This is a genomic window from Salipaludibacillus sp. CUR1 (genome assembly GCF_021028955.1).
GTDB lineage: Bacteria > Bacillota > Bacilli > Bacillales > Salisediminibacteriaceae > Salipaludibacillus.
This window is the reverse complement of sequence record NZ_JAIWPE010000010.1, coordinates 43,148-66,185: the sequence shown is the minus strand read 5'-3', so window position 1 is coordinate 66,185 and position 23,038 is coordinate 43,148. Positions and strand designations below refer to the sequence as shown.

At 43.2% G+C, this 23,038-nt stretch carries 24 protein-coding genes; 16 read left to right on the top strand and 8 right to left on the bottom strand.

All coding sequences use genetic code 11. The features are described from left to right. Positions 1 to 167: 167 nt before the first annotated feature. Positions 168 to 2,030, bottom strand: coding sequence for a M4 family metallopeptidase (locus tag K8O68_RS01840; protein ID WP_230895235.1), 1,863 nt, complete (start codon positions 2,028 to 2,030; stop codon positions 168 to 170). 699 nt (positions 2,031 to 2,729) lie between these two features. Between K8O68_RS01840 and K8O68_RS01835 the strand changes: the two genes are divergently transcribed. Next, positions 2,730 to 4,004 carry a GntP family permease gene (locus tag K8O68_RS01835; RefSeq protein ID WP_230895234.1) on the top strand — a complete coding sequence of 425 codons (1,275 nt, stop codon included), beginning with the start codon at positions 2,730 to 2,732 and terminating at the stop codon, positions 4,002 to 4,004. Positions 4,005 to 4,068: 64 nt separating this feature from the next. Here the strand turns inward: K8O68_RS01835 and K8O68_RS01830 are convergent, their stop codons facing one another. After that, positions 4,069 to 4,434 (bottom strand): (2Fe-2S) ferredoxin domain-containing protein, encoded by a 366-nt coding sequence (locus K8O68_RS01830; protein ID WP_230895233.1) that lies wholly within the window; start codon positions 4,432 to 4,434, stop codon positions 4,069 to 4,071. 209 nt (positions 4,435 to 4,643) lie between these two features. Between K8O68_RS01830 and K8O68_RS01825 the strand changes: the two genes are divergently transcribed. Continuing rightward, the gene (locus K8O68_RS01825; RefSeq protein WP_230895232.1) at positions 4,644 to 5,147 is read left to right on the top strand and encodes a ferritin; all 504 of its coding nucleotides are present in this window, start codon (positions 4,644 to 4,646) and stop codon (positions 5,145 to 5,147) included. Between the two features lie 97 nt (positions 5,148 to 5,244). Here the strand turns inward: K8O68_RS01825 and K8O68_RS01820 are convergent, their stop codons facing one another. Further along, a complete protein-coding gene (locus K8O68_RS01820; protein WP_230895231.1) occupies positions 5,245 to 5,412 on the bottom strand; it encodes a hypothetical protein in 168 nt (55 codons plus the stop codon). A 111-nt stretch (positions 5,413 to 5,523) separates the two neighbouring features. Beyond that, the gene (locus K8O68_RS01815) at positions 5,524 to 6,522 is read right to left on the bottom strand and encodes a S1 family peptidase (RefSeq protein ID WP_230895230.1); all 999 of its coding nucleotides are present in this window, start codon (positions 6,520 to 6,522) and stop codon (positions 5,524 to 5,526) included. A gap of 640 nt (positions 6,523 to 7,162) precedes the next feature. Here K8O68_RS01815 and K8O68_RS01810 point away from each other — a divergent pair. Beyond that, positions 7,163 to 8,356, top strand: coding sequence for a ParM/StbA family protein (locus K8O68_RS01810; protein WP_230895229.1), 1,194 nt, complete (start codon positions 7,163 to 7,165; stop codon positions 8,354 to 8,356). A gap of 9 nt (positions 8,357 to 8,365) precedes the next feature. After that, positions 8,366 to 8,980, top strand: a complete 615-nt coding sequence (locus K8O68_RS01805; RefSeq protein ID WP_230895228.1) for a hypothetical protein — start codon at positions 8,366 to 8,368, stop codon at positions 8,978 to 8,980. A gap of 132 nt (positions 8,981 to 9,112) precedes the next feature. Here the strand turns inward: K8O68_RS01805 and K8O68_RS01800 are convergent, their stop codons facing one another. The 4 genes from K8O68_RS01800 to K8O68_RS01785 form a co-directional block, all read right to left on the bottom strand. After that, positions 9,113 to 9,922, bottom strand: coding sequence for a uroporphyrinogen-III synthase (locus K8O68_RS01800; RefSeq protein ID WP_230895227.1), 810 nt, complete (start codon positions 9,920 to 9,922; stop codon positions 9,113 to 9,115). Between the two features lie 112 nt (positions 9,923 to 10,034). Then, the gene (locus K8O68_RS01795) at positions 10,035 to 11,069 is read right to left on the bottom strand and encodes an STAS domain-containing protein (protein WP_230895226.1); all 1,035 of its coding nucleotides are present in this window, start codon (positions 11,067 to 11,069) and stop codon (positions 10,035 to 10,037) included. Positions 11,070 to 11,331: 262 nt separating this feature from the next. Then, positions 11,332 to 12,048 (bottom strand): 3-ketoacyl-ACP reductase, encoded by a 717-nt coding sequence (locus K8O68_RS01790; RefSeq protein WP_230895225.1) that lies wholly within the window; start codon positions 12,046 to 12,048, stop codon positions 11,332 to 11,334. 183 nt (positions 12,049 to 12,231) lie between these two features. Next, positions 12,232 to 13,020, bottom strand: a complete 789-nt coding sequence (locus tag K8O68_RS01785) for a VanZ family protein (RefSeq protein ID WP_230895224.1) — start codon at positions 13,018 to 13,020, stop codon at positions 12,232 to 12,234. Between the two features lie 310 nt (positions 13,021 to 13,330). Here K8O68_RS01785 and K8O68_RS01780 point away from each other — a divergent pair, with 310 nt between their 5' ends. The 12 genes from K8O68_RS01780 to K8O68_RS01725 all read left to right on the top strand — a co-directional run bounded on the left by K8O68_RS01780 (position 13,331) and on the right by K8O68_RS01725 (position 23,013). Continuing rightward, positions 13,331 to 14,398 (top strand): sulfate permease, encoded by a 1,068-nt coding sequence (locus K8O68_RS01780; RefSeq protein ID WP_230895223.1) that lies wholly within the window; start codon positions 13,331 to 13,333, stop codon positions 14,396 to 14,398. A 19-nt stretch (positions 14,399 to 14,417) separates the two neighbouring features. Next, complete coding sequence (locus K8O68_RS01775) at positions 14,418 to 15,161, top strand: phosphoadenylyl-sulfate reductase (RefSeq protein WP_230895222.1); 744 nt, start codon at positions 14,418 to 14,420, stop codon at positions 15,159 to 15,161. Positions 15,162 to 15,167: 6 nt separating this feature from the next. Further along, complete coding sequence (gene sat / locus K8O68_RS01770; RefSeq protein WP_230895221.1) at positions 15,168 to 16,307, top strand: sulfate adenylyltransferase; 1,140 nt, start codon at positions 15,168 to 15,170, stop codon at positions 16,305 to 16,307. After that, positions 16,304 to 16,915 carry an adenylyl-sulfate kinase gene (cysC, locus tag K8O68_RS01765; RefSeq protein ID WP_230895220.1) on the top strand — a complete coding sequence of 204 codons (612 nt, stop codon included), beginning with the start codon at positions 16,304 to 16,306 and terminating at the stop codon, positions 16,913 to 16,915. The genes sat and cysC overlap by 4 nt, the downstream gene beginning before the upstream one ends. A gap of 29 nt (positions 16,916 to 16,944) precedes the next feature. Beyond that, positions 16,945 to 18,561 (top strand): nitrite/sulfite reductase, encoded by a 1,617-nt coding sequence (locus K8O68_RS01760; RefSeq protein WP_230895219.1) that lies wholly within the window; start codon positions 16,945 to 16,947, stop codon positions 18,559 to 18,561. A gap of 41 nt (positions 18,562 to 18,602) precedes the next feature. After that, positions 18,603 to 18,806 (top strand): DUF3906 family protein, encoded by a 204-nt coding sequence (locus K8O68_RS01755; RefSeq protein WP_230895218.1) that lies wholly within the window; start codon positions 18,603 to 18,605, stop codon positions 18,804 to 18,806. A gap of 22 nt (positions 18,807 to 18,828) precedes the next feature. Then, positions 18,829 to 19,626: a uroporphyrinogen-III C-methyltransferase gene (gene cobA, locus K8O68_RS01750; protein WP_230895217.1), complete on the top strand. Its 798-nt coding sequence runs from the start codon at positions 18,829 to 18,831 to the stop codon at positions 19,624 to 19,626. A gap of 14 nt (positions 19,627 to 19,640) precedes the next feature. Further along, positions 19,641 to 20,411, top strand: coding sequence for a sirohydrochlorin chelatase (locus K8O68_RS01745; protein ID WP_230895216.1), 771 nt, complete (start codon positions 19,641 to 19,643; stop codon positions 20,409 to 20,411). 39 nt (positions 20,412 to 20,450) lie between these two features. Then, positions 20,451 to 21,062, top strand: a complete 612-nt coding sequence (locus tag K8O68_RS01740; protein WP_230895215.1) for a precorrin-2 dehydrogenase/sirohydrochlorin ferrochelatase family protein — start codon at positions 20,451 to 20,453, stop codon at positions 21,060 to 21,062. A 96-nt stretch (positions 21,063 to 21,158) separates the two neighbouring features. Then, positions 21,159 to 22,019 carry a patatin-like phospholipase family protein gene (locus tag K8O68_RS01735; protein ID WP_230895237.1) on the top strand — a complete coding sequence of 287 codons (861 nt, stop codon included), beginning with the start codon at positions 21,159 to 21,161 and terminating at the stop codon, positions 22,017 to 22,019. A gap of 114 nt (positions 22,020 to 22,133) precedes the next feature. Then, on the top strand, positions 22,134 to 22,421 hold the full coding sequence (locus K8O68_RS01730; RefSeq protein WP_230895236.1) for an ASCH domain-containing protein: 288 nt from the start codon (positions 22,134 to 22,136) through the stop codon (positions 22,419 to 22,421). A gap of 328 nt (positions 22,422 to 22,749) precedes the next feature. Further along, positions 22,750 to 23,013 (top strand): hypothetical protein, encoded by a 264-nt coding sequence (locus K8O68_RS01725; RefSeq protein WP_230895214.1) that lies wholly within the window; start codon positions 22,750 to 22,752, stop codon positions 23,011 to 23,013. The last annotated feature ends 25 nt before the right edge of the window (positions 23,014 to 23,038 follow it).

Below are 23,038 nucleotides of genomic sequence, written 5' to 3'. Positions count from 1 at the left end.
TCCTTTGTAGAGGATTGGGAACAAGTATTGGTCTCTCCTCTACAATAGGAGCTTTTTTTGTGTTTGTAAACTCGAAATTACAATATATTCCATTCGTGCAAGGCTACTGGGTCTGACCCCCAGAGCTTTACAGCGTTAATGTGCGAGGGGACAGACCCCTTGAATTATTACCAAAGAGGGCCGCGGTAGTTTTCTTCCAGAGACCACCCTTCGTAAAGCCCGATATCATCAAAAGCACCGAGGAAGGCATCGTATTCTTCGCTGTCTTCCCCATAAAGATCAATTGCAGACTGAAGAATCGCTTCACGGAATTCTGCAAAGGTGGCATCATAATGCAGATAGTCGTAAGAACGGTACCACGTGTCAGCCACTACTTCACGCCCCATACCGTATTCCTCCGCAACAAGATAAGCTGAGTGCTGAAGGATCGTACAGTTAATATGGACACCGCCGTTATCCATATGTCCCGGGAGGAAGTAATACTCATCCATATGGGAAGGGTAGCGGCCTTCGCCATCCACACTGTAAGCCCAGAATCTTTCATTTACTGGGAATTTTCCAGGGTCTTCATTGCTTCGGAGGGCGGTGCGGCCTTCTGCAAGCCATGCTTCACCCATAATATCCTCGCCAACATCCCAGCTGCGGTCGTCGATAATCGTACCGAAAGTATCCGAGAACGCCTCGTTAATCGCCCCTGTTTCAAAACGGTAGCGCAGACCACCGTTATAATGTGTAATGCCGTGCATCATTTCGTGGGCTGTCACATCAAGCGACGCCAGAGGGATAAATTGCTGGCCGTCTCCATCCCCATAAGTCATCATCGCTAATCCGTTGCTCCAGAACGCATTGTTAAATTCTGTACTATAGTGGACGCGTGACCGGATCGCCATCCCATTATCGTCCAGTGAGTTACGGCCGTGGTTTTCGAGGAAATAATCATACACAATCCGGGAATTCTTATGGGCATCGACGCCAGGCCCCTGGCCGACTGCTTCCCACGAGCTGCTGTCACCGCTGTACATTACATCTTTCCAGGAGGCGTTAGTATTCTCATAAAGGGAAATTTGGTTTGTTGTATTTTTCATATTATACGTAAAAATCCCATCCATAATATCAGATGTCTGGTCTGCTAAGTAAAAGGTGCGCCCGCCATTTTTACCTGGGCCATGAGAAAGGTTTAACAGTTTTTCCACACCTGTCGTTCCCAGACCTTTTCCACGGGAAGACAAAAGGCTGGCAGGTTCTACTGATAGAGGCAGAGCACTCATCATATTAACTGAAGAGACAGATGCTTCAGCTTCTTTTGCAGGCTCTGTATCAATATATTCAGAAAAGAATTCCCCTAAGCCTGTCATGGCATCATAACTATCAATGACTTCGCCTGTATGAGCATCCACATAAACATACCAGTTTCCCGGCGAGCCTGTATGGAATTCAAGGTTCACCCTGTAAGCAAGATGATAGTCCTCCTCAAATGGATAAACAATCAGATCAGTTTCCTCAAATTCCACAAAATCAGGCGCGTTCACCTTATCTTTAGCCGCTTGAAGGGCCGTATTTTTTTCTACAAAAGGCGTCGTATTAATGTTTATATTTTCGATTTCATTATCAAAATTTCCGTTTACAGTTGTAATTTGGTTATCTTCATTGAAGTGGACATTCAACTCATTTCGATCAACGGGAATACCATTTTTAGTCTGCTGAAGACGTACATGGGTCATGCCAAGGTCATCCTCACTGGAACGGACTTCCTCCAGGTTTTCTTCAGGGTTGTCCATCTCAAAGAAATCCTTATGCTCATCTAGGAAATGCTTAGCATTCTGCCCATTCGCTTCAGCAAAACGCTCAGACAGCATACCTGCGACAAACGAGGGCGGACCTTGTTTGTCATTGTTGTCTATCACCCGGATTTTACCCTTGTTTAAAGTTTCAAACTCCTCAAGCGAGTCTTTCGCCGCAAAGGCACTGCTTCCCAGGAAGCTCGAACCCATCATTAAACCAGCTAAAAAAACCGACGCCAATCTCTTCACACGTATCCCTACCTTCTTTATAATTTGCCCGAATGACTGGAAATCGAAAGTTCCGATATCCGAACTATTTTAAGCGTAGTGGATAAAAATGGAATACACAACAGAATATTCTGTCAATTATCTGTGCGAATAGAGACGTGTAAAAGCATAGGTTGTTTAAAAGACAAATTTTTACCTTACTTTAGACATAATTAACGTCTTTTATATTTAAGTCTTACAGACTAATTACAATTAAATTGTTCTTTAAAATAGACCTAGAAGCTTTATATTACGGCGGCATTGCCCATTGGCTCTATTTGTCTGAAATTGACGGTGCATTCTGTCAGTTTTGCAAAAGTTGTCCTGCGATTAGGGCTATTTTATTTACATAAGGAGGAGAGACTCAGCCGTTAATGCAGTAAAGAAGCTGTATCAGGTGGAAAAACCCCTAGCCTCAGCCATACGTTTGAACGTTGTATTTTAAAGCGAATCAAGCCGAACTGTTAAGGATAAGGCCTTTAGAAACAGGCCATTAGAAGTGTCATTAAAATAGAAAGAATTTAAGAGAGTATTTTAGAGTCATATCTTTACCGCTTTAATGTGAAAGGGGACTGACCCCTTTTCACATACTTTTTCTATGATTTTTCACTGCGTTCGAGTTAAAAACGTAGTATGATAGGTTAGAAATTACTATGACTGGCAAGGTTAGGTGATTACATAGTGGATGGAGAATTAACGTCTCTGGGAACAATTATTGCGCTGGCTGCAACAATTGGTCTCATTCTAATACGGGTAGCCCCAGCCTACGCTATGATGGCGGGAGCTGTTATAGGCGGGCTTACTGGAGGAGCGACCTTCACCGGTACGGTAGAGATTATGATAGAGGGTGCTGAAGGGATGACAGGGGTTGTCCTTCGTGTACTCGCTGCAGGAATCCTTGCAGGGGTGCTTATAGAATCCGGTGCCGCAAAAAAGATAGCCGAATCAATTTTAAACGGTTTAGGTGAAGCAAAAGCACTCCTTGCAATAGCTGGAGCGACAATGGTATTGACAGGTGTCGGTGTCTTCATCGGAGTAGCAGTCTTAACGATGGCACCTATTGCCCTCGCGATTGCAAAGAGAACTGACACATCGAAAATGGCCATACTTTTAGCCATTTCAGGCGGAGGAAAAGCAGGCAATATTATTTCACCTAACCCTAATACGATTGCGGCAGCTGAAGCCTTCCAAATTCCATTGACGACTCTAATGATAGCAGGTTTCGTTCCTGCTTTCGCCGGGATAGGGATAACTTATATTTTAGCAAGGAAGTTAAGATATTCAGGGGCTAAAGTGGAAGATAACGAGTTGTCAACAGAAGGTAAAGGTGATACACCTACGTTAACAGCAGCCTTAACGGCTCCTGCTGTTGCTATTTTCTTATTGCTTTTACAGCCGTTGGCAGGTGTGTCTATAGATCCTTTGTTCGCTCTTCCTGCGGGTGGAATCGCCGGAGCTCTAATCATGAGAAAGGGAGCATATTTAAACGAGTATATCACCTCTGGAATCCATAAAATGTCAGGGGTAGCCGTTCTCTTGATCGGTACAGGGACTCTCGCTGGTGTCATTGCAAATTCGGCTTTAATCGGTCAAATTCTATATGTGATCGACGCATTTAACATTCCGGCTTATGTTCTTGCTCCTTTGGCTGGTATTACAATGTCCGGAGCCACGGGCTCCACAGCAGCAGGAACGGCGGTAGCTGGAAGCGTCTTTGCACCAACCATTTTAGACCTTGGAGTAAATGCTTTAGCAGGTGCAGCCATGGTTCATGCCGGAGCTACGGTATTGGATCATATGCCTCATGGGACCTACTTTCACATTACACGTGCCAGTGTCCATATGTATATGAGAGAACGATTTAAGCTTCTGCCATACGAAACGCTTATAGGGGCTGGTATAGCCCTGGTATCCACACTAATATTTGGAGTTTTCGGGTTTGTATTCTTAAACTGAATTAATAAGGGGTCTGTCCTCCGGCTTTGTACAGCGTTAATGTGCCGGGACAGACCCCTTATTCTTATTTTGTTTTACTTTTCTTTTTCTTTGAAGGTTTTTTATTTGCGCGGAGTTCTCCCCCGGCCATTGTGTAACTTGTTTTTTCAGGCCAGAGATCCTGGTTTAAGAGAGTGTCTACGAGCTCCGCCGCATCGTCTTCCGTCAGGTTTCTGTACCATGTGCCGGCAGGATAATCGACAGCAGCGCACTTATCTTTGCATCGTTCAAGACAGCGGGTCCGGGTTGTTTGTATAGTCTGTTTGCAATTCCGGTTTGAAATTTCGCGCTGTACCGCTTTATGAAAAGCCTTGGCGCCTGCTTTTTTGCAGTTCTTTCCATTGCATAACAGTAAATGGTGTTCGGTTTTATGGAGGCTTCTGGCACTCACGGCATTCCCTCCTTAGGCCTTCGACATCAGCGAAAATAGTTTACTAGATATTAATTAATATGCTAACAGGAAATAAATTAAAAAGACAATGAATGGAACATTAAGATTTAAAAACAATACATTTATTCCATTATTATCTATTAAAAAAATGTGATAGTCTTATAGATAGATTCTCTTTTATTAAACTTAAAAAAGGTCAGGTGAAGAAAATGATTAGCGAAAAGTTAGTAAAGAGCTTAAATGAGCAAATGAACTATGAATTCTATTCTGCGCAGGCTTATCTTGCTGCAGCTGCCTACTGTTCTCATGGGGGAGTAGACGGTTTTGCAAACTTCTTTTTGGCACAAGCAGAGGAAGAGCGCTACCATGGCATGAAGTTTTACCGTTTTATTAATGATTTAGGCGAACGTGCTGAAATTAAAGAAATTCCTGCTCCATACAACACATTTTCTTCAGTGCTTGATACATTTAAAAAATCACTCGAGCACGAAAAAGAAGTGACAAAACGAATTTATAATCTTGCAGATATCGCACTTGACGAACGGGAACATGCAACTATGACATTCCTGAACTGGTTTATTGAAGAACAAGTAGAAGAAGAAGCAACTTTTGATACTATTATTCAAAAGCTTGAGCGTATAGAAAATGACAGTAATGCCTTTTATATGCTGGAAAGTGAACTTGGAAAACGGACTTTCACCCCGGGCAACTAATTTGCCCTCAGGCAGGGGTCTGACCCCCAGCACATTAATGTGTTACTAAGTGAAAGAGGATAGAAAGATATAGAGGCTGGGACAAAACTAAATTAAATTAAATCCAGGATAACCGAAGAATGAATTCACAATAGACCATAAGATGAGGTTCATAAATGCACTCGCTTGCCGCAGGCATCTCTTCAGCTCCTCGGCAAAGATCGCCTGCGGGATCTTCAGAAGATGCTTTTCCTGCAGGCGTCTCGTGATTTTTGAACCTCGTCATTTTTAGCTTAGTTCCTCTTCTTTTGCAGTAAAAGCGAAAAGCCGAACAAAAATCATAAGATTTGTTCGGCTTTCTTTATGGTTACTATTCTTTTGTCCCGACCTCTTGATTTTACACAAAGTCGATCCTCAACAGATCTCTTACGTGCTCAATTTGGTTGAGTACTGTCACTTCAGGGCTTCCGGCAAAGAGCAGCCCGACAGCCCGGTTTTCATAATCGGTCACTAACGACCCGCTGTCACCGCCTTGTGAGAAGGGGGTTGTAAGAATTTGTTCATCAAATCGCGCTACACGGTTATTACCGAAGTTAACATCAATTGTGGCGTCTACAGTGAGGACTTCCGCAGTGGTATAGCCTGTTGTCCGGCCGGTTTTCTTTAACAGCATGCCAACCTCGACATCTTCCTTTTTTACCCATCCTTTAATATATCCCGTCCAATATACTTCACGGTCCAGTTCCTGCAGGGAGCCTTCAGCGATCGCTGCATCTACCAGGTTTTCATGTTCTTCCGCAGGTTTATCAGGAGTAAAATCTATAGGAATAAATCTGCTTAACGAAGCTACCTGGTCATCAGGAGCACTGCCCCCGTCTACTGGTCCAGGCTGTAAAATCGGGTCGCCGATTTTAGCATCGTTACTGTTGGCAAGGACGTGATTATTCGATAAGATATAGTATCTTGCAGGATTTCTCTCGTCTTTATTAAACACGACTGCCCCGGCTGTGCCCGCTGTAATATTAGGATGCCCAACGCTCCATCCACCTTTAACAGGCCTTATTTTTACTTTCAGCTCGTTTGAAGGGAGAGTGCGCAAGGTGTCCGTACTGCCTTCTTCTAAACCTATTTGCACCGTGGGCATGCCTATCTCGACCACATCTGTCTCTACTCCGTCAACTTCTTCAGGTACCACATCCTCTTTGTCTAAAGCTTCAAGCGGCTTTTTAGCAGTTACAAAGGTCACGAGCGCCGGTTTACCTGTAGGTTTTCCATCTTTAAGCTTTACGCCAATTCCCACACCTACCACATTCTTTTTTCTTAAAAAATCAGCTTCATTTTTCTTCGTTTTGACTTTTTTGACCTTTTCAATCTCATGTTTAGAAAGATGTGGCATAATTCTGATCCTCCTTGTTTTATTTTTTTGGAGAAAAAACAAGTTTGCTTTTTGAAATATTCTATAAAAACCTTATTTTTCCTTTACGAGGCGGAAATATAGGACAGAATAATCAGAAAATAATGACAAAAGACCTGTTAATAGTTTAAATGGATAATGACTGGAAAGAGGGCTCGCTTCAGTCCAGGGCCGCCAGTCTAAGGAATAATTTACAGAGTAAACGTCAGGCGGAAATGTTTTAACTTTGTGTTAAGAGTCATTAACCCCGGATCCGTATGGTTTTACTGGACACTTCAACCCATCACCGTGGTGGGGGACAGACCCCTTTTTAGACCCCTTTTAAATTTCAGTCGAGGTAAATCGATCTTTTTAAAGAGGATAAAAGCGCCAGATTTATTTGTATACAATTTTGTAATCTTGTAAACAAAATGTATTCTTTTTGTTTGCAAGTATGTATACCTGTATACAAACACGTACGCATCCTTATGTGAAAGGGTTTATACGATGATCGTGATTGTATACATATCTGTATACATGTTTTCTTTTTTGAACACAACTTTGGGATGATTGTATAATCTTGATTCCTGCTATATCATTTAATCTGTGGAAATTATTAGATATAAAGGAAGGGATGTATAATATGAGCAAAAGCAGAATTGCAGCAATTGATGTGGGCAATGATTCAATTAAAGGGTTATTCGGAAAAGCAGACTATGAACTGACTATGCCGAATGTCATTGCAAGAGATACAGAAGACAGACCCGTGATTGGTATAGAAGAACTGGACGATAAAAATCCTTTAGAGGGAGTACATATACGAGTTCATTCGCCTGCCTTAAAAGAAAACAATGCGATCTATCGTGTTGGAGACTTAGCGACAAAGAGCGGCAATGCTACAGAATTAGATATGGGCAGCAGTAAATCTGAAGAAGACCAGACACTTGTTATGCTTTTTGCCTCTTTAGCATTGGACGCTGCGAGAGAAGAAAATGCAGAGCTGTTTAATAGAAAAGATAATGTTATAGATGCTAATTATACGCTAGGTACAGGTCTGCCTCTTCGTGAAGTGAAAGAAGGGAAGGACGTAGGCTATCGTTCAAGCCTGTTAGGGTCAGTTCATCAAGTTGAATTTTTAGTTACCCCTAAATATCAAGGGGTGAAGGTTAATATAAAGTTTGACCATGTCAAAGTATATCCTGAAGGCTTTGCTGCTTATATCAATCTGGTAATGGATAACGATTTAAACATCACTAACAGAGATTTAGTGGATAAGAGAATATTAATCCAGGACATCGGCGGATTAACAACTGATATTGCGGTCATCGTTAACCGTAAGATAGATGATGATAAAGCTCAAGGGTTTAATATTGGAGTTTCTGAGTCGTTAGAGCAGATCAGGGAAGAAATCAGATCAAAACACGGCGTTGAGCTGGATAGCCGAAGAGATGTCGTTGACATTATCACTAAGAAAAATGATAGGAACCACATTATGGTCAAAGGCAGCCGGACAAGCGTTCATGATATTACCGACAGAATCTTATTAGACATAGCCAAAAAACAGTACAGGCATTTACGCAATGTCTGGCAAAAAAATTCCCAGACAGAAATTTGTTATTTTGTTGGCGGAGGATCGATGGTTTTAAAAGAATATCTTAAAACGATCAATAATAATTTAGACGGATATAATATCGGCTTCTTTGAAGACGAGAAGGAAAGTATCTGGATGATGGCTAATGCCTATTACAAGTTAATTTCCGCTTTTAACAGAGAAAATAATAAAGAGCAAGCTAAGAGTGACAAAGGGACAGAAAAACAGCCTGTAAAAAACAAATAGGGTGGTTTTATGACAAAAAGGATTGAGAGAGGGCAGGCAATTACGTTCCGCCTCCCTTCTGATACACCTGATCATATTTTAAAGCAGCTTCAAAAATTAAAAGAGACTGAAAGAAGAAATTTTTCCAGCGAAATTGCTAAGTTTGCTTTAGAAGGAGTTAATAATTCTCTATCCAAAGAAAGAGAAACGGTCACCATCCCCTTGCCTAGACAGTTGACAAAGGAGCAACGCAATTGGCTTAAACATTCACACTCTGAAGCTCTTTTAGGGAGTGTTGTCTATCAATTGCTGGTAGATCCAATGCGGGCAACTGCTTTTCTGGCCTCGTTAAACAGCAGTTCTATTGATATTGATGAGGCTTTATATTTACAGGAAAATGAGGCTTCCATGCCCGGTGAAAGGGTTGAAACTGATGGGCCCTCTCAGGAAAGGGAAAAAGCATTAGAAGAACCTGACCAGTCCTCTCCTCAAAAAGATAACCTGGAAGATGATCTGGCTAATTTTGATTTAAATAAAGCAAGAGAAGAGTTCGCTTCTTCTGCAGACAGGAATGAGGAAGAAAAAGAGGAAGAAGAGGACGGTGAAGATTTACTTGGTGATTTTCTGGCACAAATGAATAAATAAATCGTCCAGGCTCCGGGAAATGGACTGAGAAGCCGGCTGCCAGCCGCTTCTCTGCCATTTCAGTCTAATTATAGACAGGAATACAAATGGCATGCTGTCAATCGTACGACAGCATGCCTTTTAAGTATAATGTTATTCTTTTATTCTACCGAAATAGTGACTTAATTCTACGATCATCGCACCCATTCTTTCCAGGTCAGGCTGGACACATTGTTCTATTCCTTTCCCGTGCAGTGCTTCAGCAGTAACTTTTCCAACGGCAGCGGCCACGGTGTGCGAGTTGAACGCTTTAGTAAGCTGATGCATATACCCATTCTCTGAGGCATACTTAAACAAGAAATGTACTTGAACAGCTGCGGTAAAACAAACGGCATCCACCTCTCCTGAAATTACTTCCTGGCAGAAACGTTCCATCGTTTGAAGGTTAGGGGAAACATGCTTATAAGGAAGAACAGGCAGAACATCAGCCCCGGCTTCCTCTAAGAAGGTAATCAGAGACGGGGCATTTTCTCCGTGAAGCTGTACCATCACCCGTTTACCTTTAAAGTCGAATGGTTTTAAAGAAGAAATCAGTCCATTAATCGTCCCGTCGTCATCTTTTGCCTGTGGGCTGACACCTAGTTTTTTCAAGGCCGAAAACGTCTTATATCCTCTTGAAGCAACGTTCGCCCCGCTTACCATTTCTAAAAACAAAGATTTTAAGTTGATCTCTTCAGCTGTATCTATAAGCGCATTGACGCCAATACCTGTAGTGAAGATCATCCAGTCACAGGTCGCCTGGGCCACCTGTTCCAGATCCTTTTTGACTTCTTCGCTATTAAAAAAAACGGTGCCTTGAAGAGACCGGACAAGGGGGATCCCGTGATGATTTTTAATAAGAGTGCTTATTTCATCAGTTTTTCTTAAACCGGCAATAACAACGCGCTTATTTGACAGGCTCATGATGGCACATTCCTTTCTGGCATTTAATTCTGAAACTTTATTTTAACAGGATATCTTATTTTACATAAAATTAGTACCTGCCTCCTTAATTTGAAGGCAGGTACTATGAAGATTAAATTTGTTTCCCTTCCTGGGAAAGAGCATACATTATCGCGTGTTTTAAAGTGGAATAACAACCGATATGTGTTTCTCTCGTAGTAAAATTAGCATTGGTCATTTCTATGCTTAATTTAGGAGAGATGCCGACAAGAATACACTTTGAACCGAGAAGAGCAGCAGACTGAGTCATTTTCTGAATAAGCGAAATCATATATTCATCGATACTGTCGTTAATTCCTGTCAAATCCAGTATGACGTAATTTGCTTTAATTTCAGGCAGCTTGTCCAGTGTCTTATGCAGAAGTTCATTAGCACGCATATCATCGTATGTCCCCATTAATGGAATAACCACGATGTCATCGAAAACGGGTATGAGAGGGGAGGAAATTTCTTTCACTAATTCTCTCAAATCTTTCGTCCGCTCTTCCACCATCTCTTCAAGCTTGGAAATTTCCCTTTGTTCCTGTGCCCGGGTCAGTTCATGAATATTCTGGGTAGGAGTAATCTGTGATGGCGAAAAATAAAACTCATAGCAGTCATCACCGTTGAGCTGGCTTTTCTCAATTGTATACCAGATATTCTCTTCATATAAATTAGATAAAAGACCTGCAAAATGACCCGGGAGGAAAGCAGGATCATTGCCTTGGCTTTGAATTTTATTAATTCGGTATTCCCAAGAATCTTTTACTTGTATAACAGCTGTTTTATTCTCGACGCTATAATCACTTACTGTCGTAAGCCCCCAGCCGGCAGCGCGGTAGACTGAAGGGAGGGTTTGAAAAATATCATTTATTTCTCCCGTTTTAAAGAATTCGCTTACAATGGCTCCCATACGGTAGCCGGCTGTTTCCAGAACGACATTCGCAACCTGGGAGCCTGAAATTTCACTAATAGTTTCCAGGAAACTTTTCATAGCGGTTTCAACCCACATGACCATGGCGGTTTCTCCCGCATACCTCATACATCCGTTTGCCTTATCCCATTCAATTTCTATTCCAAAAACATCCTTTTTGGGGTTGACTGGCAAATCATTTTTAGGAAAATCCATACTAAACCTCCACTCTTTCTATGACAGTTTTAGAGTCTTTTAATGGTACTGGTTAAAGGCTGGCTCACAAACTATGACTATTAATAGGATAAACTTATAACCTGATTATACTAGTCATAGACAAAAATTCCATCATAAACCAGTAAATATATTAAACGGGTTAAAATAATAGGATTAAATAAAAGAGGCAAAAAGGGGTCAGACCCCCAGTGCGTTAAAGCTTTAACGCGCCGGGGGTCTGACCCCTTTTTCAAAATTAATTTTAAAATGGATTGGTTCCCCATTGGGCTGCTGTCTTAATGAACGTTCTCTGGTTCAGCTTTAGCTGGCTGACCATGTATTCAGCCATATCTTCTGCCTGTGTGTATTTGTCTGGGTTACGTTCTCCTGACTCACCCCGTGTTAAGTCTGTTTCAACAAGGCTCGGGGTCAGAACGCTTACCCGTATATTATGGCGCCGCACCTCCTGCATGAGTGATTCACTCATTCCAATAACGGCAAATTTTGAAGCACTGTATGCGCTTGAACCTTCTGTGCCCTTCAATCCTGACATGGAAGAAATGTTTATAATATCTCCTCGGTTTTTTGAGATCATGCCCGGCAGGACTGCTTGAGTGACATGTACAATCCCCATGACGTTGATATCAAGTACTTTTTTCCACTGATCGGTGGTAAGGTCTATAAAGGAACCGCGCGCTGCTACGCCTGCATTATTAATCAATATATCAATTGATCCAAGCTGATCTTCTATTTTATTTACTGCCTCCTGCGCTTCAGTTTTGCTGGAAACATCAGCTGCAGCTGTTACAAATGTTGCTCCTATGTCATTTAAGTCTTTACTGATAGCGGTAAAACTCTCTTCTGACCTTGCAATAAGACCGAGTTCCACACCTTCCTTAGCTAAAGCCAAAGCTGCAGCACCGCCAATCCCTCTGCTTCCTCCAGTTATGAGCGCTTTCTTTCCCTGTAATGATTGCATATTTCTTCATCCTTTCCGTAGTCTCTATCTATACTGTATTCACGAAAATAAAGATAAAGAAACATGCCGTTTTATGTAAGAGAGCACCACATCCCATAAACGCTTTAAAGCACCGGGGGTCTGTCCCCTTTCCAATTAACGCATTAACGGGCTGGGGGACAGACCCCCATTGACGCCCTCCATTTACTGCAGTCGCTTGGAGAGGTTTTTTTTCAGCCAGGCCATTGCTGTGCCGAAAATACCTCCGGCAGTGTCGAGAATGACATCTTCCACAAGTCCTGATCTTGAAGGAATAAAGGTTTGCCGGTATTCATCAAGCGCTGCGTATACAATCACAATAATAAGAGAAGCAGCAAATGATAGAAAAGGTCTGCCGCTTAGCCTGTAAACGGAAAGGAACAGGAAAAAGCCGAGTAATGCAAACAGAAAGAAATGCGCCGCTTTTCTCAGTAAAAATTCCAGCAGGCCGTCGACACCGTGGCTTTCCAGACTGACTGGTGTCCCTGCGTAGGTAAAATCAATCCACTGCAGTATCCGCCTTAAGTGATCCAGTGACACATAACTTCTAAGCAGTTCAATGACGGCATCGCTTTTCACGGCTGCTGTCACAGCGGCTAAAAATATAAAAATAAGTCCTGTATAGACTAGCGACTTAATACTTTTTTTTGCAAAAGAATCAGTCGATTGAAACAAACGGAAAAAGACGGCAACCATGAAGACCGCAGCCCCTGCCATGCCGGCCAGGACAAGTTGCGGGTGAGAAGCTGCGAAAGAAATGGCACGGTCTGCAACAAAATCGACTCTCTCTTTCAAAGATACAGCTGTCTCTCTCAGTACATTTTCATCAGTTACCCGGTCAAGCAGGGGGCTGATGTCCTGCTGGTCTGCTGTTTGAGAAGATGCTGTGTAAATAACAGCCATAATAATGATGACAGGTAAAAGGTTTAATATAGCAAACTTCCAAAATGTCATTTTTAAACTCCTTTTAAGGACGGCAGATTATTTATCTATCATAAATGAAATAGTGAAACAGTCAAGCATCCCAAAAAATGGAACCAAAACTTTATTGCCAACCACCATCCAAAAAAGCCCCTCTTTCCTGCGTGTGGCCGAATTAAATGAGATTCAAACAACTCTCCCGGGCAGCCCATTTTAAAATAATATCCTGTTTTTTCAAAATTCTGTATTGACCCTTTTTAATTAAGCGTATATAATACCTAGTAATCATATCGGGTTTATAAAATTTGTTGGGTATTAACCTTGCTGTCAGGAGGTGGTAAAGATGCTGTTAGCTTATGCGACGATAGCTATTGCCTTATTTTTCGCCATGAATATAGGAGCGAGCGGGGCAGCAGCCACGATGGGCCCTGTGTACGGGAGCGGGGCTTTAAAAAAGAAGTCCATTGCGCTGCTTATTGCCGGAACGGGGGCCCTCGCCGGAGCGGTCATCGGAGGAGGAGAAGTTGTCAAAACAGTTGGAGAAGGGATCATTCCTTCAAATGTATTTTCGTTGGAAGTGGCCTTAGTTATTTTGATTTCGGCTACTCTTACACTTTTTCTTGCTAATGTTATCGGCATTCCTTTATCAACGAGTGAAGTGACCATTGGTTCAGTAGTGGGCGTCGGCATTGCTTTTCAGGCACTTAATGTCAACAACGTCCTGTTTATTGTCTCTTTCTGGCTGATCGTCCCTGTTACAGCGTTTGTGATCTGCTTTGTTTCTGGAAAAGTGATTCTGAAGCTGGAAAAGAAATGGCCCCAATTAACAGGGCAGGGCAAATGGAAAAAATATCTTGCATTACTGCTGATTATTACGGGATTTATTGAGGCTTTTTCCGCAGGAATGAATAATGTGGCCAATGCGGTCGGCCCGGTAGTCGGGGCAGGGTTAATGGATCAGTCTGCAGGAGTGATAATCGGCGGAATTTTTGTTGCAGCGGGTGCCGTCCTGTTTGGAGGCAAAGTGCTTGAAACTAACGGAAAAAAAATAATTTCTTTTTCATTGCTCCAGGGGACGGCTGTATCGGGCACAGGAGGCGGCCTTGTAATTATTGCCTCTATATTCGGTATTCCTGTCCCGCTAACACAGGCAACCACTTCCGGCATCGTCGGCATTGGATGCGCCCAGAACGGTTTTCAGCTCTGGCAAAAGGGTCTTATAAGGAAAATTATTAAAGTGTGGGTAGTATCTCCGGTCATTTCACTGGTTATGTCCTACAGCTTAATTCACGTATTTTTGCATCCTAATCCATACATGGTGGTCCTGATCCTGGCGATCATTATTGCTACGGCAGGCACGTTAAGTCTTTATAAATCCGGAAAACCTGAACAGGAATCAGTTCAGCATTAATAAGGGATGGGGGAAAGGCATGAGTGAAAGGAAAAAAACACCATCATATGACACTTTTACGAAAAATGATTACCAATTTTTTAACGACCGCTTAAAACATAAGAAAGCAGAAAATGTCATTGACTGGGCTTATGGCTTATTCAACGACAAGCTTGTATACGCGTGCAGTTTTGGTGCTGAAGGAATCGTGTTGACAGACATGATTGCGGGAGTAAAAAAAGATGCACGGATCGTGTTTCTTGATACGCATCTCCATTTTAAAGAAACATATGAGCTGATTGATAAGGTGAAACAGCGTTATCCGGAGCTTCAAATAGATATGATAGAACCTGAATTATCTTTGGAAGAGCAGGCATCGGTTCACGGAGAGCAGTTATGGAAGTCGAAACCCGATTTGTGCTGTGACATCCGCAAAAACAAGCCATTAAAACGGGCGCTTAAAGGAAGTACGGCGTGGCTCTCAGGATTAAGGAGGGATCAGTCACCTTCACGGGCGGCTACAGAGTTTGTCAATAAAGATGACAAATTCGCGATGATTAAAATATGCCCGCTCATTCATTGGAGCTGGCAAGACGTCTGGAACTATATCCATGAAAAGGAGCTGCCCTATAATTCTCTCCACGACAGGCAGTTTCCGAGCATCGGCTGTGAACCATGCACATTCGCAGTAAAGGAAGGGGAAGACCACCGCGCGGGGCGATGGGCCGGTCTGGAAAAAACAGAGTGCGGGCTTCATTTAAAACCACTATCAAAAAAGGAGTGAATTGTTATGACGAAAAGTATTCCTCACGGAGGAAGTTTAGTAAACAGAGTGAACGAAAAAGCCGACTATGCCAGCATTCGAGAGGCAGTGGCACTCGATAAGACCGGTTTATCGGATCTGGAACTCATTTCCAACGGAGCTTACAGTCCATTGACAGGGTTTATGGGAGAAAAAGATTATAACGAAGTCGTTCATCATATGCGTTTAGCTGACGGCCATGTCTGGAGCCTGCCTATTACCCTTCCAGTGAGAGCGGAAGAGGCAGCGGTACTGAAACCCGGGCAGGCGATACGGCTTACTTATAACGGAACAACATACGGAGTAATGGAACTGCATGAAATTTACTCCCCAGACCAGGAGACTGAAGCCGTCAATGTCTATAAAACGAAAGATCAGGCTCACCCGGGCGTAAAAAAGCTGTATGACAGAGGAGGCGTTTATTTAGGAGGACCGGTCACTCTTGTTCGTATTCCTTTAAAAGACCAGTTCTCAACGTTTTATCTTCCCCCGGCTGAAACAAGAAAAACATTTGAAAAGAAAGGCTGGGAGAAGGTTGTAGGGTTTCAGACGAGGAATCCTGTCCACCGGGCCCACGAATATATACAAAAAGCGGCATTGGAAATCGTAGACGGCCTCTTTTTAAATCCTCTTGTCGGTGAAACGAAAGCTGATGATATACCCGCTGATGTCCGGATGGAAAGTTATCAGGTGCTTCTTGAAAATTATTATCCTGAGAACCGTGTGTTTCTTGCTGTGTTTCCGGCTGCTATGAGATACGCAGGCCCGAGGGAAGCAGTTTTCCATGCGATCGTCCGGAAAAATTATGGATGCACCCATTTTATTGTCGGAAGGGACCATGCAGGAGTAGGAGATTACTACGGGACCTACGAAGCCCAGGAGATTTTTCGTCAGTTCACCGGAAAGGAACTCGGTATCACACCGCTCTTCTTTGAGCACAGTTTCTTTTGCAAAAAGTGCGAAAATATGGCATCTACGAAAACGTGCCCGCACGGCATTGAAGACCGTGTGATTTTATCCGGCACAAAAGTCCGTGAACTTCTGAGAGAGGGGAAAACGCCGCCTCCTGAATTCAGCAGGCCGGAAGTGGTGAATGTGCTCATTAAAGGAATGAGGGTGACAGTATGACTAAACACACTGCCTCTGCCAATATTCACTGGCACAGCTCTGTTGTAACGAAGCAGGAGCGCCAGGACCTTAACGGACATAAAAGCTGTATCTTATGGTTTACCGGTTTATCCGGTTCAGGAAAATCGACCCTTGCGAACGCCCTCCACAAGAAGCTTTATGAGGAGAGAGTTAACAGTTTTGTTCTGGATGGTGACAATATTCGCCACGGTTTAAACAAAGACCTCGGTTTTAAGCCTGAAGACCGTCAGGAGAACATTCGGAGAATTGGGGAAGTTTCAAAGCTGTTTGTGGAAAACGGAAGTATTGTTCTTACAGCATTTGTTTCTCCTTACAGGGACGATCGCGATCTTGCCAGGCGAATGGTTGAGAAAGAAGAATTTATCGAAATATATGTGCAATGTCCGGTGGAAGAATGCGAGAAAAGAGACCCTAAAGGACTCTATAAAAAAGCGCGTAAAGGAGAGATCCCCGAATTTACCGGTATCAGTGCACCTTATGAAGAGCCGGTTGATCCGGAGATAACCGTCTCTTCCGACCGGATCTCTATAGAACAGTCAGTAGAACAGATTATCGATTATTTAAAAAACAAAGGAATTATCCGCTAAGCAATAAGGATGAAGAAGGGAGTTTATGAATGGGGCATACAAAAGTTTGGGCAGACAACGAAAAACTGAGTAAAGAAGAAAAGAAGAAGCTGGAAAAAGACGGACTGGATATATTAAAGGATATTCCGCGCTATGCGGAACAAGGTTTTGCGTCAATCCCTAAAGAAGAATGGCCATTATTCAAATGGGCCGGCCTTTATTTGCAAAAGCCGAAAGAAGACGGTTATTTTATGATGAGGGTGAATGTCCCGTCAGGAATTTTAACATATGACCAGGCATTGGAACTGGCAGCTATTGCTAAAGACTACGGCAGGGATGTGATTGATATTACTACCCGGCAGGCTATCCAGTTTCACTGGCTTCAGATTGAAAATATACCGGATATTTTTGACCGCCTGAAGAGAGTGGGCTTATCATCTGTCGGAGCATGCGGGGATATTATGCGGACCATCGTAGGAAACCCGCTTGCAGGAATTGACCCTAAGGAACTTATTGACACAAAGGACATAGTGGATGATGTCTATGCATATTTCCAGCATAATCGTGATTTTTCGAACCTTCCAAGAAAATTCAAAATTTCTATCTCCTCTAATATTAATAATGCGCAAAATGCAGAAATTAATTGCCTGTCGTTTACACCTGCCATGAAGGAAATAGGCGGAGAAACAGTAGCTGGCTTTCATGTCTATGTGGGCGGGGGGCTCTCAGCTAAACCTTATCTTGCTCAGGAGCTCGATCTGTTCGTCACGCCTGATCAGGTTAAAACAGTGACTGAGGTGGTTGCAACTATTTTCCGGGACTATGGCTACCGCGAAAAGCGCCATCGGGCCCGGCTGAAGTTTTTAATGGCAGACTGGGGACCGGAAGCATTTAAAGAGAAAATGAATGAGTATATTAAGCTTCCATCGAAAGGAAAGAACCAGTTTGAAACCTGGAACGCCGGTTACTTTTACGGCGTACATCCACAAAAGCAGCCAGGCTTTAATTACATCGGTTTAAATATTCCGGTAGGCCGTTTATATACGGCTGAACTCCTGGAATTAGCCCGTATTTCCAAGCATTACGGAAACGGCGAGATCAGAACATGTAATTCACAGAATGTGGTCATTCCTCATATTGCCGATGAAGAAGTAGAGGCATTTCTTAAAGAAGACATCCTGGACCGCATGAATATTGAACCTAAACCTTTTATCGGGTCTTCTGTTTCCTGCACAGGTATTGAGTACTGTAACCTTGCTCTTGTAGAAACAAAAGCCCGGATGAGAGGAATCGCAGACTATCTGGATGATCATTTAAAAGTCGATGTGCCAGTTCGGATCCATATGGTAGGGTGCCCGAATGCCTGCGGTCAAAGGCAGATTGCGGATATCGGCCTTCAAGGCATTAAGATGAAAAATAAAGATAAGCAGCTTGTCGAAGCATTTGAAATCTATGTTGGCGGAACATTAACACAACAGGCACAGTTTAATGAAAAGCTTAAAGGAAAAATTGAGGCCTCCCAATTGAAAGGGGTACTTTACGAATTTATAAAATATTTTACGGAAGAGAAGCAGCCGGGAGAAAATTTCTATACGTTTTACCAGCGTTTAGGTAAAGAACCTCTCCAAGAGAAGCTGAGTACAATTATGGAACAGCAAGTCTCGTAGGCCCGTATTTTAAAGTAACCATTATAAAGGGAGGCAGACATGTGATTCTTTACCGGTTTGAAGCACGGATTAACCAGGAGGAAGACGTTTCAATTGTCGTAGCCGCAGACAATGAAACAGATGCGTTCGATGCGGCTGAAATTGAATTGGAAAAATATTATTTGAAAACTCCACTAATAGAAGAGCTGTCATTAATAGAAACGAGAAAAATCAGCAGAAAAACGGGCTTTGTTATCGGCCGCTAAAAGACGCAGAGGAGTGTGAGCAATGAAAAGGAATAAAGGTACAGTATACTTTGTAGGGGCAGGCCCCGGGGATCCAAAGCTTTTAACTCTTCGCGGAGCAGAACTTTTACAGGAAGCGGATGTCATAGTTTACGACAGGTTAGTGAATACGGAACTGCTTAATCATGCAAAACAGGGGTCAGAGCTGATATACTGCGGGAAACAGCCGCAGACAAGCTGCATTTCACAGGAAGAGATCAATGACATACTTATTTTTCACGGGAAAAAAGGCCAAACAGTCGTCCGTTTAAAAGGAGGCGACTCGTCGGTGTTCGGCCGTGTAGGTGAAGAAGCAGCGGCATGCCGGCAAAACGGCCTCCTGTATGAAATTGTACCGGGGATCACTTCAGGCATAGCAGCTCCCGCTTATGCAGGAATCCCGCTCACACACCGGGAACTGAGTTCCTCATTTGCTGTCGTAGCCGGCCACCGCCGTAAAGAAGGGAAAAAAGAGGAAATTAACTGGGGGAGTCTGGCAACCGGAATCGATACACTCGTTTTTTATATGGGCGTCAAGCAGATTGGAATGATACAGGAAAACCTGCTGCTTAATGGGCGGCCGGCAAGCACACCTGTTGCTGTTATTCAGTGGGGCACCTGTGACGTCCAGAGAACGGTAACAGGAACCTTAGAGACCATTGCAGAAGATGTAAAAACAAAGAAGATTCAATCTCCAGCTATTATTGTGGTAGGAGAAGTGGTCAGGCTGAGGGAAGAGCTTGCCTGGTTTGAAGAAAAGCTCGAAAGTTCCCCGGTTTTTCAAGAAGCCATAAGCTTGTAGAGGGGAGGTATAAAGTGAGCAGAAGCGAAAATAAAGCTGGTGTCCTGCTGATCGCCCACGGTTCAAGCAATCCTCAGTGGGAAAAAGATATTGAATATGCGGTCAGTAAGGTAAACACAGACCTTACAGTAGTTCTAAGCTGTCTTGAATTTACTGAAGAGAAAACAATTGAAAAAGGCATTCGGGAATTGGAACAGCGGGGCATCGAAACAATCATTTCGATCCCTCTCTTCATTTCTTCAGGGAGTACGCATATTGATGAAATCAAGTATGCGCTTGGTGTAAAAGCCGGGACAACCGTGACAACAGATTTAAAACCTGTCCAGACACATTGCCGCATTATCTGGCGTGAACCAATGAATAACCACCCTCTTATTCTTGATATGATTTCTGAGAGAATGGATGCACTGACATCGGAACCCGAAAATGAAACACTGCTGATTGTCGGACACGGCAGCGATGAGCCAGGTTTTAAACAGAAGTGGGAAGGTTTTCTTGAGGAAATTAAACTGGAGGTGGATAAGCGGTTTTCCTTCCATAAAACAGTTTATGGCACGCTGCATCCGGATAATTTAAGGCAGGTCGCTGAAAGCCTTCCGGACGATAAAAAGATGCTCGTCCTTCCCTTGTTTTTATGTGAAGGCTATTTTACGAAGAAAGTGATTCCACGTAAATTGGAGGGGCTTGCATATACAAGTGCAGACACTTACCTTCCCCATCCAAATGTTTCATACTGGATTGAAGACCAGGCAGCTGCAGCTTTGGCGGCACTTAACAACGAGTAAATACGTGAACAGATCATATAAATGAAAGGAATTGATTAAATGAGCACTCCTCTGGTTGTTCAATTAAAAAACCGCCCATGTGCAGTGATAGGAGGAGGAAAGGTTGCTCAGAGGAAAATCCGCCATCTTTTAGCTCAACAGGCAGCTGTGACAGTCATCAGCCCTGATCTGACAGACGGACTGAAGAAAGATGCCGGTAATTTTCGTTACTATCCTGACTCTGTTGTGGAAGCTGACGTGCTGCAGAGGACGTGCAAACGGCTGAATCTGGATTGGAGCCGGTTTTTCCTGCTGGTGGCTGCCACTGATTCTCCATCTTTAAATGAAACAGCTGCAAGGCATTTAAGCCAGTATATTCCGCTCATTAATGTGGTGGATAACCAGGAACTGAGCAGCTTCTTTTTTCCGTCTGTTTTAGCCAGAGGACGTTTGAAGATTGCAGTCACGACTTCGGGAGCGAGCCCGATATTAGCCTCAAAAATCCGTGCCCACCTCTCCGGTACTTTTGGCCCTGAATATGGCCCGTATGTTGATTATTTAGCTGCGTTAAGAACCGATTTGCAAAAAAGAGAGTATGATCCAGAACGGCGGAAAGCCTTCCTCGAACAAGAGACAACGTTTCCTCCTCCCTCACGATTTGAAAATCATTGAAGAAGCAGCGAGTCTTCCTGTATGATTCATTTAGCACCTCCTCTTTGAGAAGTGAAATAGGGGAGATAAAAAATGGATTTGGAGAAGGGCTTTAAAATGCATAATTGCGGACTTGTTTTAGAAGGGGGAGGCATGAAAGGACTCTATACGGCTGGAGTTCTCGAGTACTTCCTTGAAAAAGGGATATTTTTTAATTATGTGATCGGGGTGTCAGCCGGCGCCTGTATGGGGGCGTCTTATCTTTCCCGTCAAAAAGGGAGGAATAAGAAGGTAAATATAGGGCTTGTGAAGGATCCGCGCTATTTGTCATGGCGAAATTTTATTTTAAAAAGAGAGTTATTCGGCATGGACTTTTTGTTTGATAAAGTCCCTAATCACATTGTGCCGTTTGACTTTACTGCTCTCGACAACAGCCAGGAAGATTTTCTGGTCGGTACGATGGATTGTCAGACGGGCGAAGCCCTTTATTATAACAAGAAGCGTCACGGTAAGGACATTTTGAAAATAATCAGGGCTTCCAGTTCACTCCCGTTGATTGCCCAGCCGGTAGAATATAACGGGAAAGTGCTTCTTGACGGAGGGCTTGCTGATCCGCTTCCTGTAAAAAAAGCGTATGAAGACGGCAGCCGGAAAAACGTCGTCATTATGACAAAAGCGGTGGATGATTGTACGAGGCCACGGAGGACTTCAGCATTTATGAGACTGATGTACAGAAAATATCCTGCCGTAGCAGATTCCCTCGAAAAAAGGGTCATTACTTATAACGAAGCGCTGGCGTTTATTGAAGCTGAACAGGAAAAGGACAATGTCTATGTCATCCGTCCCAGCGTTGATCTGCCGGTCAGCAGTTTTGAACGAAATCAGAAAAGACTGCTGCGTTTGTATGAACTTGGCTATCAGGACGCACACACTCACTCAAGAGAGCTTTCATTTTGGCTTGAGAAAGGAATGGTATGACAGGCGGTTCTATAAACTTTTTTTATAGTATAAAATGAGAGTATAGAACCGAAAGGGGAGAAGCAATTGTCAGAGATTAATAATTTACCTCCAAAAACATGTGAAATCGACCGGATGGTTACGAAGCCTGAAGACGTGGAGAAAGTGCTTACTGGTAAAAAAACGGCCACGAGAAGAAATGGCCGTTACGCTGATCCGGGTGAAATTATGGTCCTTGAAGGAAAGCAGTTTAAAGTTGAGCGGGTGTACAGAGAAACTCTGGGAGATTTAACAGACGAGAGCGCCGTCCAGGAAGGTTTTAATAACCTGGAAGATTATAAAAACGCCATCCTGGCTATTCATCCAGGGATGCCCTGGAAAGCGGAAATGAAAGTCTGGGTGCATGAGTTTAAAGAAGTGTGACAGCGTTAATAAATGACGTGAATAGAAATCCTTCCGGGGCTGGAGGGATTTTTTTATTTTGAAGGGTCATCCGGATTTTATATTGTGACAGGGGCTGTGCGGCTGAATTAATCCCTTTTCCAAGGGTACGGCCTAAGCGTCAGCCCCCTTGCTCAGAACAGACCGTTCATTTTTGTTGCCTTCTGAGCTCGCTGTTTCCACAGGAGTCCTGGCTGTTGTGACGGTACTTAAATCATGATAAGACTTTTACCTTATTTTTACTGGCTACATAATTTCTTCAAATTTAAAGGGTACGTTACAAGTAACCTTTAAAAAGGAGCTGATAAACGTGAAAGTATTATCTTCGGCACTACTGGCAGTAACCTTGGTTTTTGGAGCGGGAAACCTGGCAGCTGCAGATGGGCACGGTATGGACAAGAGTAACGGAAAAGGCCAGATGAATGTTGGGCAGATGAAAGACATGCATCCTGAACTGACCATCCATGAATTAAAAGAGATGTATAAAGAGCACCACGGCACAATAGGTGCAGCCCCAAGCAGGAACTTTGAACATCACCACCATCATGGCCATAACGGTCACGCTGTGAATTAAAAAGAAGCCCGGCTATTGTCAAGGA

Excerpts from the sequence above, each read along its gene's own strand:
- K8O68_RS01825 (WP_230895232.1), top strand. The coding sequence starts at position 4,644 with ATGATTAGCGAAAAGTTAGTAAAGAGCTTAAATGAGCAAATGAACTAT.
- K8O68_RS01820 (WP_230895231.1), bottom strand. The coding sequence starts at position 5,412 with ATGACGAGGTTCAAAAATCACGAGACGCCTGCAGGAAAAGCATCTTCT.
- K8O68_RS01815 (WP_230895230.1), bottom strand. The coding sequence starts at position 6,522 with ATGCCACATCTTTCTAAACATGAGATTGAAAAGGTCAAAAAAGTCAAA.
- K8O68_RS01810 (WP_230895229.1), top strand. The coding sequence starts at position 7,163 with ATGAGCAAAAGCAGAATTGCAGCAATTGATGTGGGCAATGATTCAATT.
- K8O68_RS01805 (WP_230895228.1), top strand. The coding sequence starts at position 8,366 with ATGACAAAAAGGATTGAGAGAGGGCAGGCAATTACGTTCCGCCTCCCT.
- K8O68_RS01800 (WP_230895227.1), bottom strand. The coding sequence starts at position 9,922 with ATGAGCCTGTCAAATAAGCGCGTTGTTATTGCCGGTTTAAGAAAAACT.
- K8O68_RS01795 (WP_230895226.1), bottom strand. The coding sequence starts at position 11,069 with ATGGATTTTCCTAAAAATGATTTGCCAGTCAACCCCAAAAAGGATGTT.
- K8O68_RS01790 (WP_230895225.1), bottom strand. The coding sequence starts at position 12,048 with ATGCAATCATTACAGGGAAAGAAAGCGCTCATAACTGGAGGAAGCAGA.
- K8O68_RS01785 (WP_230895224.1), bottom strand. The coding sequence starts at position 13,020 with ATGACATTTTGGAAGTTTGCTATATTAAACCTTTTACCTGTCATCATT.
- K8O68_RS01780 (WP_230895223.1), top strand. The coding sequence starts at position 13,331 with ATGCTGTTAGCTTATGCGACGATAGCTATTGCCTTATTTTTCGCCATG.
- K8O68_RS01775 (WP_230895222.1), top strand. The coding sequence starts at position 14,418 with ATGAGTGAAAGGAAAAAAACACCATCATATGACACTTTTACGAAAAAT.
- sat (WP_230895221.1), top strand. The coding sequence starts at position 15,168 with ATGACGAAAAGTATTCCTCACGGAGGAAGTTTAGTAAACAGAGTGAAC.
- cysC (WP_230895220.1), top strand. The coding sequence starts at position 16,304 with ATGACTAAACACACTGCCTCTGCCAATATTCACTGGCACAGCTCTGTT.
- K8O68_RS01760 (WP_230895219.1), top strand. The coding sequence starts at position 16,945 with ATGGGGCATACAAAAGTTTGGGCAGACAACGAAAAACTGAGTAAAGAA.
- cobA (WP_230895217.1), top strand. The coding sequence starts at position 18,829 with ATGAAAAGGAATAAAGGTACAGTATACTTTGTAGGGGCAGGCCCCGGG.
- K8O68_RS01740 (WP_230895215.1), top strand. The coding sequence starts at position 20,451 with ATGAGCACTCCTCTGGTTGTTCAATTAAAAAACCGCCCATGTGCAGTG.
- K8O68_RS01735 (WP_230895237.1), top strand. The coding sequence starts at position 21,159 with ATGCATAATTGCGGACTTGTTTTAGAAGGGGGAGGCATGAAAGGACTC.
- K8O68_RS01730 (WP_230895236.1), top strand. The coding sequence starts at position 22,134 with ATGGTTACGAAGCCTGAAGACGTGGAGAAAGTGCTTACTGGTAAAAAA.